Origin of the sequence: Mesorhizobium sp. M8A.F.Ca.ET.207.01.1.1 (assembly GCF_004794715.1) — a bacterium.
In the GTDB taxonomy this organism is placed as follows: Bacteria; Pseudomonadota; Alphaproteobacteria; order Rhizobiales; family Rhizobiaceae; genus Mesorhizobium.
On the sequence record NZ_SRUS01000005.1, the window covers coordinates 190807 to 203003 of the forward strand.

General features: G+C 61.9%; 13 protein-coding genes. 8 read left to right on the plus strand and 5 right to left on the minus strand.

The window, feature by feature from the left end; genetic code table 11:
• Positions 1 to 160 precede the first annotated feature (160 nt).
• The 5 genes from EN850_RS36370 (at position 161) to EN850_RS16455 (ending at position 4855) form a co-directional block, all read left to right on the plus strand.
• On the plus strand, positions 161 to 307 hold the full coding sequence (locus EN850_RS36370) for a hypothetical protein (RefSeq protein ID WP_189524564.1): 147 nt from the start codon (positions 161 to 163) through the stop codon (positions 305 to 307).
• A gap of 28 nt (positions 308 to 335) precedes the next feature.
• Positions 336 to 1310 (plus strand): ABC transporter substrate-binding protein, encoded by a 975-nt coding sequence (locus tag EN850_RS16440; protein WP_136091767.1) that lies wholly within the window; start codon positions 336 to 338, stop codon positions 1308 to 1310.
• A gap of 76 nt (positions 1311 to 1386) precedes the next feature.
• Positions 1387 to 2460: a glycine betaine/L-proline ABC transporter ATP-binding protein gene (locus EN850_RS16445; protein ID WP_135929794.1), complete on the plus strand. Its 1074-nt coding sequence runs from the start codon at positions 1387 to 1389 to the stop codon at positions 2458 to 2460.
• A complete protein-coding gene (locus EN850_RS16450) occupies positions 2457 to 4439 on the plus strand; it encodes an ABC transporter permease subunit (RefSeq protein WP_136091768.1) in 1983 nt (660 codons plus the stop codon). Before EN850_RS16445 ends, EN850_RS16450 begins: the two co-directional genes overlap by 4 nt.
• Before the next feature lie 38 nt (positions 4440 to 4477).
• Entirely contained in the window at positions 4478 to 4855 is a 378-nt protein-coding gene (locus EN850_RS16455; RefSeq protein WP_135929792.1) for a GFA family protein, read from the plus strand.
• Positions 4856 to 4879: 24 nt separating this feature from the next.
• Here the strand turns inward: EN850_RS16455 and EN850_RS16460 are convergent, their stop codons facing one another.
• Positions 4880 to 6238 carry an NAD(P)/FAD-dependent oxidoreductase gene (locus tag EN850_RS16460; protein ID WP_136091769.1) on the minus strand — a complete coding sequence of 453 codons (1359 nt, stop codon included), beginning with the start codon at positions 6236 to 6238 and terminating at the stop codon, positions 4880 to 4882.
• Between the two features lie 261 nt (positions 6239 to 6499).
• On the opposite strand from EN850_RS16460, the gene EN850_RS16465 reads away from it, so the two are divergent.
• Complete coding sequence (locus tag EN850_RS16465) at positions 6500 to 7213, plus strand: XRE family transcriptional regulator (RefSeq protein ID WP_127278422.1); 714 nt, start codon at positions 6500 to 6502, stop codon at positions 7211 to 7213.
• Between the two features lie 151 nt (positions 7214 to 7364).
• Here the strand turns inward: EN850_RS16465 and EN850_RS16470 are convergent, their stop codons facing one another.
• The 4 genes from EN850_RS16470 to EN850_RS16485 form a co-directional block, all read right to left on the minus strand.
• A complete protein-coding gene (locus tag EN850_RS16470) occupies positions 7365 to 8405 on the minus strand; it encodes a DUF3445 domain-containing protein (RefSeq protein ID WP_135881581.1) in 1041 nt (346 codons plus the stop codon).
• Between the two features lie 89 nt (positions 8406 to 8494).
• Positions 8495 to 9460, minus strand: a complete 966-nt coding sequence (locus tag EN850_RS16475; RefSeq protein WP_136091770.1) for a PDR/VanB family oxidoreductase — start codon at positions 9458 to 9460, stop codon at positions 8495 to 8497.
• Positions 9457 to 10053 (minus strand): dimethylamine monooxygenase subunit DmmA family protein, encoded by a 597-nt coding sequence (locus EN850_RS16480; RefSeq protein ID WP_127280545.1) that lies wholly within the window; start codon positions 10051 to 10053, stop codon positions 9457 to 9459. The genes EN850_RS16475 and EN850_RS16480 overlap by 4 nt, the downstream gene beginning before the upstream one ends.
• Positions 10054 to 10093: 40 nt before the next feature.
• Positions 10094 to 11227 carry an aminomethyltransferase family protein gene (locus tag EN850_RS16485; protein WP_136091771.1) on the minus strand — a complete coding sequence of 378 codons (1134 nt, stop codon included), beginning with the start codon at positions 11225 to 11227 and terminating at the stop codon, positions 10094 to 10096.
• A gap of 287 nt (positions 11228 to 11514) precedes the next feature.
• Between EN850_RS16485 and EN850_RS16490 the strand changes: the two genes are divergently transcribed.
• Both EN850_RS16490 and EN850_RS16495 read left to right on the plus strand, forming a co-directional pair.
• Positions 11515 to 11802 (plus strand): hypothetical protein, encoded by a 288-nt coding sequence (locus EN850_RS16490; RefSeq protein WP_136091772.1) that lies wholly within the window; start codon positions 11515 to 11517, stop codon positions 11800 to 11802.
• A gap of 11 nt (positions 11803 to 11813) precedes the next feature.
• Positions 11814 to 12191, plus strand: a complete 378-nt coding sequence (locus EN850_RS16495; RefSeq protein ID WP_127870651.1) for a hypothetical protein — start codon at positions 11814 to 11816, stop codon at positions 12189 to 12191.
• Positions 12192 to 12197 lie beyond the last annotated feature (6 nt).

The window sequence follows — 12197 nt, forward strand, 5'->3', positions numbered from 1 at the left end:
CATGAACGTTGGTATATATAATTTCATCCTATGAAACGCGCTGGCGAGACGGGGCTTGCCGGCCAACAGCCGAGATCATGACCTTGATGGCTCGCACCTTGCAGGGCGCCGCAGGACTGGCAAGTGATCCGCGGATTGTTATCGCGGCGATCGATCGGCCATGAGACTGGCCGCCCCGGCAGCATCCGTCATCATCGAAATCGAGCATCGCCGCGCCGGCCTTGCGCCGCTGGCGACAACAGCCTTGCGCAACAGCCAGCCTTTCCAACACAATCAAGAAAAGACGCAAGAAGGGAACGACCAATAAACGTCACAGCTTGAAGGAGAACCAAGCAATGCCAGTTCGCAGTTTGATTTCGAAATTCTCAATGGGAGCTTTTGCACTTACCGCGGCAAGTGTCATGACGCCGATAGCGCAGGCAGCGGCACCGGAGTCCAACGACCCGATCAAGATTGCCTTGTTCGACTGGACCAGCGTCAACCTCAACGCCAAGATCCTCGGCGGCATCCTGGAAAAGCTCGGCTATACCGTCGAATATCCGACCGCCGACTATCTCTCCAGCCTGACCACCGGCCTCACCAATGGCGACATCGATGTCGGCCTGGAGTTCTGGGACACCACCGCCGGCGAGGCCATGAAGGCCTCCGACGCCACGGGCCAGACCGAACGGCTCGGCAAGCTCGGCCCAAAAGCCAAGGAAGAGTGGTGGTTTCCCGAATACATGAAGGAAAAGTGCCCGACCTTGCCGGACTGGCACGCCCTGCTCGACGCCGCCTGCGCGGAATCGTTCTCGACCGCCGAGACGGCACCGAAAGGGCGCTATCTCGGTGGCCCGGTGACCTGGGAAGGTTTTGACGACGAACGTGTCGCGGCGCTGAAACTGCCCTTCACCGTCATCCATGCCGGCACCGATGCGGCGATGTTCGCCGAACTCGATTCCGCCTATCAGCGCAAGGCGCCGATCATGCTGTGGATCTACTCACCGCATTGGGCGCCTGCAAAATACAAGGGCGAATGGGTGCAATTCCCCGAATACACACCCGAGTGCTACAACGACCCGAAATGGGGCGTGAACCCGGACGCCAAATACGACTGCGGCAAGCCGCATGGCGAGATCTGGAAATATTCCTGGAACGGCATGAAGGACAAATGGCCGGTCGCCTACAAGGTGGCCAAAGCCTACACGATCGACACCGACGAGTTGAACAAGATGAGCGGCGAGATCGATCTCGACGGCAAGACGCCGGAGGATGTCGCCGCTGCCTGGATCGCCGCCCACGAAGCCGACTGGAAAGCCTGGGCGCAGTGATCGCTCCGACTGGAAAAGGGAGACCCGGCTGGTACCAGCCGGGTCTCAATTCCTGGTGTTCCAGAAGGACGACTGAATGACGAAAGCTATTGAACAGGCATCGAACGCGACGGGGAAAGATCCCCGGCCGATAAAACTTGCCTGCCGCAATGTCTGGAAACTGTTTGGGACGAACGCCGCCAATTTCATCCGCGAGCGCGACGGCAAGGCCAGCGCAGCCGACATAGCCGGAGCGGGGCTGGTCGGCGCGGTGCGCGCCGTCGATCTCGAAATCCGACAGGGCGAGATCTTCATCATCATGGGCCTGTCAGGGTCTGGCAAGTCGACGCTGGTGCGCTGCATGTCGCGGCTGGTCGAACCGACACATGGCAAGGTCGAATTCGAAGGCAAGGACCTGCTCGAGATTTCCGATGCCGCGCTGATCGAACTCAGGCGCCACCGCATGGGCATGGTGTTCCAGAATTTTGCGCTGCTGCCGCATCTGAACGTGCTCGACAACATCGCCTTCCCGCTCAGCATCCAGGGACAGGATCGTTCGACACGCGAGGCTCGCGCCCGGGAAGTCATCGAACTCGTCGGCCTGCGCGGGCGCGAGCATTTCTATCCGCGCGAATTGTCGGGCGGCCAGCAGCAGCGTGTCGGCATCGCCCGCAGTCTCGCCACCAAGCCGGAAATCTGGTTTCTCGACGAGCCGTTCTCGGCGCTCGATCCATTGATCCGCCGCGAGATGCAGGATGAGCTGATGCGGCTGCAGACCATGCTGCACAAGACCATCGTCTTCATCACCCATGATTTCGACGAGGCGATAAGGCTGGCCGACCGCATCGCCATCATGAAGGACGGCGAAGTCATCCAGATCGGCACGCCGGAGCAACTGGTGGTCAATCCGGCGACCGACTACGTCGCCGAGTTCACCCGTGACGTCGACCGCGCCAAGGTGATTTCGGCACGCAGCCTGATGCGCCCTTGCGATGGCGCCGAACATGGCGGCACGGTGGCGCCGGAGGCCAAGATCGCCAGCTTCTCGGCCAGCATCGTTGCCGCCGGTAAACCGTTCGCCGTGGTCAACGGCACCGCCAAGCCGATCGGCGAGGTGACGCCGCAAGCGGTGATCGATCTTCTGGCCGGCATCGAGCGAGCCGGCGCATGACTGTAACGGCAAGCACCAGCCAGGCAAGGCCGCCGATTCAACGGTGGCTGGTGATCTGGGTGCTGGCGCTTGCCGCCGTGCTGGTGGTGTTCCTGCTGCAGGACGTCGTCCCTTGGGCTGTCGACTATCCGGCGAGCGCCGTCGTGCCCGTCGCCGACTGGGTCAGCGCGCTGATGGGCTGGATCAAGTCGAACCTGTCCTGGCTGACCCGCTCGGTCACCGCGATGCTCGGCGTGCCGCTCGACTTCGCGCTCAACCTCTTGGCCAAGAATTTCAAGATCGGTCACGGCGCGGACGCTTTCGTGCTGCCGCGTTTGTCCTGGGTTGGCGTCTGTGCGACCGCCTTCATTGCAGGATATGCAGCCGGCGGCAGAAAACTTGGCATGCTGGTTGGCGGCTGTTTCCTCTACATCGCGCTGTTCGGCCAGTGGACCAGCGCCATGCTGACCCTGGCGCTGATCTCGATCGCGGTGCCGTTCTGCATTCTCACCGGGCTATTCGCCGGCATCTGGGCGTGGCGCAAGCCGTGGGCGGAGAGGCTCATCGTCTCCCCTGCCCTCGACCTCATGCAGACGATCCCGACCTTTGCCTACCTGATCCCGATGCTGCTCCTGTTCGGCAACAGCCCGGTCTCGGCGATGATCGCCACCGCCATCTTCGCCACGCCGCCGATGGTGCGGGCAACCATGCTCGGCCTCACGCGGGTGCCCTTGGAGATCGGCGAGTTCAGCGACATGGCCGGCTGCACCGCGCGGCAGAAATTGTGGCGGGTGCTGTTGCCCTCGGCACGGCCGACGCTGATGGTTGGCGTCAACCAGGTGATCATGCTGGCGCTGAATATGGTGATCATCGCCTCGATGATCGGCGCCGGCGGGCTCGGCTACGACGTGCTGCTCGCTCTGCGCGCGCTGAAGGTCGGCGAGGCGATGGAAGCCGGGCTGGCCATCGTCGCGCTCGCCATCGCGCTCGACCGGCTGAGCCAGGCCATCGCCCACAAACAGGCAACAGGTAATGTCCACCGGTCGTCCGCCAGCCCGCGTTTCTGGCGGCGCTACCCCAATCTGACGCTGGCCATTGCGATTCTTGCCGTCACCACGCTGCTCGGCCTGTTCGTGCCGGCTTTCGCGGCCGTGCCGAAGGCGATCACCTTCACCACCGCGCCATTGTGGAAAGCGGCGGTGAACTGGGTGACGATCAACTTCTTCGACATCATCGAAGCGTTTCGGGTGGCGCTTATCCTCAACGTGCTCAATCCGGTGCGCGCCTTCTGCGAAGGATTTCCGTGGCTGGGCGCGGTGTTCCTGCTCGGCCTTGCCGGCTACCAGCTCTCAGGCTTGCGGCTGGCCGCACTTGTCGCGGCACTCACCGCCTTCTGCGCCATCACAGGCCTTTGGGAAAAGACCATGGCGACGGTCTATCTCTGCGGCATCTCGGCCTTCATAGCCTGCCTGATCGGCATTCCGATCGGGCTTGCGGCGGCGCGAAGCGACCGCTTCGAAAAGATCGTCACGCCCGTCATCGACACGCTGCAGGTGTTGCCGTCGTTCTGCTTCATCATTCCGGTGGTGATGCTGTTTCGTGTCGGCGATGTCACCGCAATGATCGCAACGATAGCCTTCGCCGTGGTGCCGGCGATCCGCTACACCAATCATGGCATCAGGCAGGTGCCGCCGGCACTGATCGAGGCGGCGAAGGTTTCCGGCTGCACGCCGCGCCAGACTTTTTTCCGTCTGCAATTGCCGCTGGCGCTTCCCGAAATCATGCTCGGCGTCAACCAGACGATCCTGATGGCGCTGGCGATGATCATCATCTGCGCCATGGTCGGCACCCGCGACCTCGGCCAGGAAGTGTTCATCGCGCTGTCGAAGGCCGATTCCGGCCGCGGCATTGTCGCCGGCCTCGCCATCGCCTTCATCGGCATCGTCGCCGACAGGCTGTTCAATGCGTGGACGGCGAAGGCACGGGCGAGACTGGGGTAAAACTCAACCGCCGATACCACCAAAAAGGAGAGAAGAGAATGACCAGCAGGGTAGCCAGCTGCACCTGCGGACAATTGCAGATACATTGCCCGCAAGAGCCGACCATGGTGTCGCTTTGCCATTGCCTCGACTGTCAGCGGCGGACCGGCAGTCCGTTTGGCATCGCGGCCTTCTTCGACGCCGCCGCGACCGATATCCGGGGCCCATCGAAGACATTCCAACGCGATTCCGACAGCGGCTTCCCGATCAGCTTCCATTTCTGCGGAGCGTGCGGGTCGACTGTGTTCTGGTATCCGTCACGAAAACCGGAGGCGGTCGCCGTGGCCGTCGGCTGTTTCGCCGATCCGTCCTTCCCGGCGCCGACAAAGTCAGTCTACGACAAGCGCCGCCACGGCTGGGTCGTGGTGCCAGACTGACGCCAAAGCCCGCCTCCTGGGCCACTACTCGGCCGCGACGCCTTTCACCTCGAGATAGCTCTCCATCGAATCGTCCAGCGCCTGCAGCCACGGCGTATGGTGCAGCGGCGCCATGGTCCCGGTCATCAGCGAGCGGTAGGCGTGGTCGCGGAAGCCCATGATGTTCTCCGCCTTGTGATGCTCCCATTCCATGAAGGTCTGGTTGACCGCCTCGACGTCGAAGCCGGGATAGTCGGTCTGGTCCATCAATTCCTTGGTGTAGTCGCCCTGGAACCAGATCATCTGCTCGGCGTCCTCAAGCGTCTCCTCGCGGGCGCGCCATTTGGCGCCATGCGCCGCCATCGCCTCGGCCGAGGGCAGCTTGATGCGGCCCATGATGACGTCGCGGGCGAACCAGGCCTGCGCGTCGAACATGTTGAAGGTGTAGAACTGGTCCTGCATGCCGATATAGGACAGCTTCGGGTTCTTCTCCCAGACCACGCCCTCGTAGAGGTCGAGCGGCCACATGCGATTGGCTGTCTTGAGCTTGAGGTCATCGGTCAGGAAGGGGAAGGAATGGAGATAGCCGGTGCACAGGATGATGGCATCGACATCCTTGGTCGTGCCGTCCTTGAAATGCGCCGTCTTGCCGACGACCTTCTGCAGCAGCGGCACCTCTTTCCAATTCTCCGGCCATTTGAAACCCATCGGCTTGGAGCGATAGCTGGAGGTGATCGATTTGGCGCCGTATTTGTAGCATTGCGAACCGATGTCCTCGGCCGAATAGGAACGCCCGATGATCAGGATGTCCTTGCCCTTGAACTCCATCGCGTCGCGGAAATCGTGGCTGTGCAGGATGCGGCCGTTGAAGGTCGAGAAGCCCTCGAAATAAGGCACGTTGGGCACGGAGAAGTGCCCGGAGGCAACAACGACATTGTCGAACTCTTCGGAGTACGTCACGTCGTTGGTCCGGTCATGCGCGGTGACGGTGAATTTCTTCGTCTCGTCCGAGAAAGTGACCATGCGCACCGGGCTGTTGAAGCGCACCCATTTGCGCAGGCCCGACTTCTCGACGCGGCCCTTGATGTAGTCCCACAGCACGGCGCGTGGCGGGTAGGAGCCGATCGGCCGGCCGAAATGCTCCTCGAATGTGTAGTCGGCGAATTCCAGGCATTCCTTCGGCCCGTTCGACCAGAGGTAGCGGTACATCGAGCCGTGCACGGGATCGCCATGTTCGTCGAGCCCGGTGCGCCAGGTGTAGTTCCACAGGCCGCCCCAGTCGGACTGCTTTTCGAAGCAGACGATCTCGGGAATCTCGGCGCCCTTGTCGGCAGCCGACTTGAAGGCCCTGAGCTGAGCCAGACCGGACGGCCCGGCTCCAATGACGGCAACACGAGTTTTCATTCCAGGGCCTCCTCTTTTTTGATTTCCCCAGCGAAACAAATTTCACTGACAGGACAGTAATTGGCCCTTCCGTGCTGTCAACAGCGATCTGCGGAAACGGCGTTTGCGCACAATCGATTCCTGGCGAATAACCGGCCACGGCCGCACTCAAAGGACCGGCGCATGCGCCACAAGACGGCTTGCCGTTGCGGTTGCGCTGTTGTATCGCCACCTGACATGTTCACCTAGAGTGAAATAAATCCGCGAAGTCCGGGGGGCGACATGGCGAAAGACAGTACCAAGGCCGGGCTTGCCGGCGCCAAACCAAAGCCGCAGCCAAAGGTCTCGGCGGACGGCAAGACCATCCGGGCGCCGCTGACGCAGAACCCGCACGCCATCCGCGATACCCGCGAAAAAGTGCTCGAGGTGGCGATTGGCCGCGAGGTGCGGGCCTTCCGCAAGAAGCTCGGCATCACCGTCGCCGATCTCGCTGTCGCCACCGACATTTCGCTGGGCATGCTGTCCAAAATCGAGAACGGCATCACCTCACCATCGCTGACCACGCTGCAGGCGCTGTCGCGGGCGCTCGGCGTTCCCGTCACCGCCTTCTTCCGCCGTTTCGAAGAAGAACGCAGCGCTGTCTTCGTCAAGGCCGGCCAAGGCCTTGACGTCGAACGCCGCGGCACGCGCGCCGGCCACCAGTACAATCTGCTCGGTCATATCGGTTCCAACACCAGCGGCGTCGTGGTCGAGCCCTATCTGATCACGCTGACCGAGGATTCCGACGTGTTCCCGACCTTCCAGCACGAAGGCATGGAGTTCCTCTACATGCTCGAGGGCGAGGTCGTTTACCGGCATGGCAGCAACCTCTATCCGATGAAGCCCGGCGACAGCCTGTTCTTCGACGCCGACGCGCCGCACGGGCCGGAAGAACTGACGCGGCTGCCGATGCGGTACCTTTCGATTATCTGCTATCCGCAGAACAGCGCTGGTTAGGCACTTGGTTCCTCGCCCCTGTAGTGGGGAGAGGTGGCTCGGCGAAGCCGAGACGGAGAGGGGAGCGCCCTACGAAGGCCCCCTCTCCGTCCGCTTCGCGGACACCTCTCCCCCGCCTCTGGCGGGGGCGAGGAACCCAAGTCTTTGGAGGTCAATCCGGCCCAAACCCCGGTGATGTCGCGCTCCCATCATCCAGCTTCGACAGCCACTCGACCAGCGTCGAACGATAGCGGGTCAAGCCCTTGTAGGTGGCGAGTTCCTCCGGCAGGTCGCGGATGACGCGATGCAGGCGCCGCGCCCATTTCGGCTGCGTCACCAGTTCGTCCATTTTGATCAGGTAGCAGCGGATCGGGAAGACGATGCCGTTGGAGCGCGGCAGCCGCCAGAAGCTCTGCAACTCGACCCGCAGGTGCACCTTGTCGCCGACGTTCTCGGGCGTCACCGTTGCCCGGTCCGGACCCCATTTGTGGTAGTTTTCGGGGCTGGTATCGAGGCGCGGATTGATGGTCATCGTCCAGTTCAGGCGCCTGGCCGGCTTGCCCTGCTGGATATTGGTGAGGAATTTTAGCGCCCTGACGAAAATCCCCTTCTCATGCGCCAGCGGCACCGGCGCGTGCCACTCGAAGAAATTCATGCCGATGTCGAAATCGAGCGACCAGTCGGCCTGGGTGGTGACCATGCCGGCATCCATCCACAGATTGCCGTCGCGCTGGTCGAGGATGCAGAAATCGCCCTGGCTCTGGCGGGTGATGTATTCCATCGGCCCGTAAGGCAACGTCGAGGTGTCGCCGAAGGTGAAGGTGTCATCGATGCCGAGCGGCCGGTTGATCCAGCGCCAGCGATCGCCGTCGCGCGTCAGCGTGAAATGCTCGGGGTAACCCAGCGCCTGCTGCTCCATCAAAAGTTCCAGCAGATCCCAGCCGGCGAGCGTCATGTGCGGCAGCGACTGGCAGCGCAGCGGATCCTCTGCCAGCACCATCGCGCGGTCCTGCATCTCGGCAACATAGTGTTCGTCGACGTCGATGAGGTTCTCCAGCACCGAGCCCTTCGGGCCGACGACATGCGGCTCGATATTGACGGCATACATGTAGCTGTCTTCGTGGAACGGGAACGGAAACCGTCTGATGTGCTCAGGGCTGTTCCTGAAGGTGAAGTCGTCGCGGAACGTTTCCTTGCGAAAGGTGATGCCCATGATTTCCTCCTAGAGCGGGATGCCCGCTCTATCTCTTTGTTTTAGCCGCATTTCTGCGACGCCAAGTATCCACTTGGCTGCAAAATGCTCTACCGTTCCAGCACCAGCGACCGGCCTTCGAAGCGCGACACGCACGGCATGATCTTCCTGCCGGAACGGTGCTCTTCCTCGCTCAGCCAATGGTCGTTGTGGATGAACTTGCCGTCGCACGAGATGACGTTGGTCTCGCACTGGCCGCAGACGCCGCCGCGGCAGAGATAGGGTGGATCGACGCCGGCCGCCTCGATGGCTTCGAGCAGGCTCTGCTGCGAGCCGACGCGGATGGTCTTGCCGCTGACGGCGAGCGTCACGTCGAATGGCAGGCCGGGCTGGGGCGCCGCGAAATGCTCGTAGTGCACGGTCTCCGGCGGCCAGCCGAGCGCGGCGGCGCGGTCGCGCACCCAGTTGATCATGCCGGCGGGGCCGCAGACATAGAGATGCGTGCCGAGTGGTTGCGAGGACAACAGCCGGTCGAGATCGATACGCTCCTCAAGGTCATCGTGATAGAGCCGGACCCGACGGCCGTAGCGTTCCCCGAGCACGTCGGCATAGGTACCAAGCGAGGCGGTGCGGCAGGTGTAGTGCAGTTCGAAATTGCCGCCTTCGCCAGCCAGTTGCGCGGTCTGCGCCATGAACGGCGTGATGCCGATGCCGCCGGCCAGCATCAGGTGTTTTTTCGCCCTGAGATCAAGCGAGAACAGGTTGACCGGATAGCTGATCACCATCTCCAGGCCCGGCTTGACGGACCGGTGCATGAACAGCGAGCCGCCACGGCCGACATCGTCGCGGCGCACCGAGATGGTGTATTCGCGCGTGTCGAGCGGCGAGCCCATCAGCGAATAGGGATTGAGCCTTGTGCGCTCGCCATCGCGCATCTCGACCACGACATGGGCGCCGCCGGAAAAGGTCGGCAACAACCCGCCATCACGCCGGCGGAAATGGAAGCGGGTGACCAGGTTATTGACCGGGACAACGTCGCTGACCACGACATCGAGCTTGGTGGTGCCGGTGCTCATCGGAAGATCTCCTCCATCGGAGGAATTTCACTGCGGTCTTCGGCATTGATGCAGACGCCCTGGAACGCGGCAAGGCGCCGGGAATAGTGATCGCGCACCAAAAGCAGCAGGCCGCAATGCGAGCAGGTCGCCGGCTGCGTCGTCACGTTTTCGGTAATGCCCTTGCAGTGCACGCACTGCATGCGCCGCGCCAGCGAGCCGCGATGCTCGGTCTGCATGGAGGTGTGGTCGATGCCGGCTTCGAGCGCCACCTGCATGGCCTGGCCGATCAGCCCTTCGGTGCCGGCGAGATAGAGGCGCAGACCCATATGCGCGTTGGTCAAGGTCTGCTTCAGACGCGGCAGCAGGCTGGCGAAGGACGGCGCGATGTGCAGCTGCGCCGGCTCCAAGGCTTCGAGAGCGGCAACGTATTTGCCGTCTGGACCGGCAATGAAGACGATTTCGGCTCCGTCGAAGAATCCGGCCGGAGCCCTGGCGGCCATGTCTTTTATCGCGAGCGCGCCTTCGGCATCCGCCACGAAAAGATGATGCTTGCCCGCCTGCGGAGACAGGGTCCCGTAAATGGGCCGGCTGATGATGGTCTTGGCTGCCATTCTGTCTTTGTGCCTCGAAACCCTCGCTGTCGATTATGCCTCAGCCTTTCGCCGTGCGCTTGGTCTTCTTGGGATCGTCGAACGGCAAGGGCTGCGCCGTCGCCTTGATCGATCCGCTCTTGTTGCGGATTTCGAGCTTGGTGTCCTTGACCGCGCAGTCGACGTCGAGCCGGGCGATGCCCATCGATTTTTTGACCAGCGGCGAATACATGGCGCAGGTCACCACGCCGACCTTTTTACCGTCGCGATAGACCGGCGCGCCTTCATCGGCTGGCTCCTTGCCGTCGAGCAGGACGCCGTAGATCTTGAAGCGCTCCTTGCCTTTCAGGCGATAGTGCTCCTCGGCACCGCGAAAACCGGTCTTGCCGGGGCTGACGGTGAAGTCGAGGCCGAGTTCCCACAGCGTGTCGCCGGGGCCTTCATTGTCGAACGGGTATTTCTGCGAATTGTCGTAGGGGTAGAACAGCAGGTAGCTCTCGACGCGCAGCATGTCGAGCGTGGTGAAGCGGCATGGAATGATGCCGGCCCCCTTGCCCTCTTCGAGGATCCTGTCCCAGATCGTGCCGGCATCCTGGCCACGGCAGAAGATTTCGTAGCCGCGCTCGCCGGTATAGCCGGTGCGCGAGATCATGACGGGGAAGCCGAAGAGCTGCGTCTGCATGTGATGGAAGTAGTTGAGGTCGCGAATGCCCGGCACGTGCTTGGCCAGATAGTCGACCGCCGTCGGCCCCTGCAGCGACAAATCGTGCAGATTGTCGTCGAAGCGCAGCGATACGTCCCGGCCCATGGCCGCTCGCTGCAATTCCTCATGGCCGGTGCCCGAGCCGTGCACCACCATCCAGGAATTCGGCCCCATCCGGTAGAGGATACAATCGTCGGTGAATTTTCCCGCTTCGTTCAGCATGCAGGCGTAAGCCGACTTGCCGGGATAGATTTTCTCCACGTCGCGCGTGGTGGCGAGGTCGATCAGGTGCGAGGCGTGCGGCCCTGTGATGTGAACCTTCTTCAGGCCGGAAACATCCATAAGCCCGGCCTTGGTGCGGATGGCGACATATTCCTCATCGGCATCCTTGTCATAGGTCCAGGCGGTGCCCATTCCGCTCCAGTCTTCGAGTTTCGACCCCAGAGCGCGATGGCGATCCGCCAGGGTTGAAAATCTCCAGGATGCCGTCATCCGCTCGTCCTCCGTTCGAAAATCATGCTGTTCCCTGCTCCTTTGCCCGAGGCCGGAGCTTTGGATGGAATATTGACCGCAAACGCGGGAAGCCTGCAATCCCCTTGAAGCAAATAATTTCATTGTCAGGCAAAATTGTTCACTCGAAGCGAGCGGTTAACTCTACGTAAATTCGTCTTGACAAGTCAGGGATTCGAGCGGAATTTATGAAAAAAATTTCACTCTCTTGAAAGAGGGCGGCGGGCGGTGGATTCGGAACCGGGCGTCGGCAAAGAAGGGGAAAACCGATGTCAGACCTGCAGCAGCGCATCGAAGCGCTGTACCGCTCCGATTTGCGCGGATCCACGCTTCTGATCGTCTGCCTGTGGGCGACGATCCTCTTCGTCCTCCTCATGACTTGGCCATACATTCCCCAGGGCGGCATCAAGGCCGTCGTAGCCCTGGCCGCCGCCGCGGTGCTCATCTTCAACACGGCGGCCATCCTGGCGATGGTCAAACACTACAAGGAAGACAAGGAGTTCATCTACGGGCTCGACATCAAGAACGCCGACGCGTCCCGCAACCGCAAGTCCTGAGGGGAGAAACAATGTCCCGCTACACGCCGCCGGAGCAGAGCAAGGCCGCGCAAGTCTTCGACATCGCCGTTGTCGTGGTCGCCATCTTCGTGGCGCTGTGGCTACCGCTGAAGCTTGGTCTTGCCGGGGCCGCAAAATCCATCGATGCACTCGATGCCAAGACCTGGGAAGCGCTCGGGCAGAATCCGACCATGGCCTCGATCTGGGAAAAGCTCGGCTATACGCCGGAGACCGCGCACGACATCATCCAGAACCGGTTCCACTACATCATCGACTGGCCGACACTGATCATCATGGCGGCCGTCCTGATCGGTTATTTCGTGTTCCTGTTCCGGGCATCCGACCGCGAATATCGCGATGTCATCAACGAGAAGTTCGACGACAAATAGAGTTTG

Bases quoted from the DNA above. Each gene is read 5' to 3' on its own strand.
- EN850_RS36370 (WP_189524564.1), top strand. From the start codon at position 161: ATGAGACTGGCCGCCCCGGCAGCATCCGTCATCATCGAAATCGAGCAT.
- EN850_RS16440 (WP_136091767.1), top strand. From the start codon at position 336: ATGCCAGTTCGCAGTTTGATTTCGAAATTCTCAATGGGAGCTTTTGCA.
- EN850_RS16445 (WP_135929794.1), top strand. From the start codon at position 1,387: ATGACGAAAGCTATTGAACAGGCATCGAACGCGACGGGGAAAGATCCC.
- EN850_RS16450 (WP_136091768.1), top strand. From the start codon at position 2,457: ATGACTGTAACGGCAAGCACCAGCCAGGCAAGGCCGCCGATTCAACGG.
- EN850_RS16455 (WP_135929792.1), top strand. From the start codon at position 4,478: ATGACCAGCAGGGTAGCCAGCTGCACCTGCGGACAATTGCAGATACAT.
- EN850_RS16460 (WP_136091769.1), bottom strand. From the start codon at position 6,238: ATGAAAACTCGTGTTGCCGTCATTGGAGCCGGGCCGTCCGGTCTGGCT.
- EN850_RS16465 (WP_127278422.1), top strand. From the start codon at position 6,500: ATGGCGAAAGACAGTACCAAGGCCGGGCTTGCCGGCGCCAAACCAAAG.
- EN850_RS16470 (WP_135881581.1), bottom strand. From the start codon at position 8,405: ATGGGCATCACCTTTCGCAAGGAAACGTTCCGCGACGACTTCACCTTC.
- EN850_RS16475 (WP_136091770.1), bottom strand. From the start codon at position 9,460: ATGAGCACCGGCACCACCAAGCTCGATGTCGTGGTCAGCGACGTTGTC.
- EN850_RS16480 (WP_127280545.1), bottom strand. From the start codon at position 10,053: ATGGCAGCCAAGACCATCATCAGCCGGCCCATTTACGGGACCCTGTCT.
- EN850_RS16485 (WP_136091771.1), bottom strand. From the start codon at position 11,227: ATGACGGCATCCTGGAGATTTTCAACCCTGGCGGATCGCCATCGCGCT.
- EN850_RS16490 (WP_136091772.1), top strand. From the start codon at position 11,515: ATGTCAGACCTGCAGCAGCGCATCGAAGCGCTGTACCGCTCCGATTTG.
- EN850_RS16495 (WP_127870651.1), top strand. From the start codon at position 11,814: ATGTCCCGCTACACGCCGCCGGAGCAGAGCAAGGCCGCGCAAGTCTTC.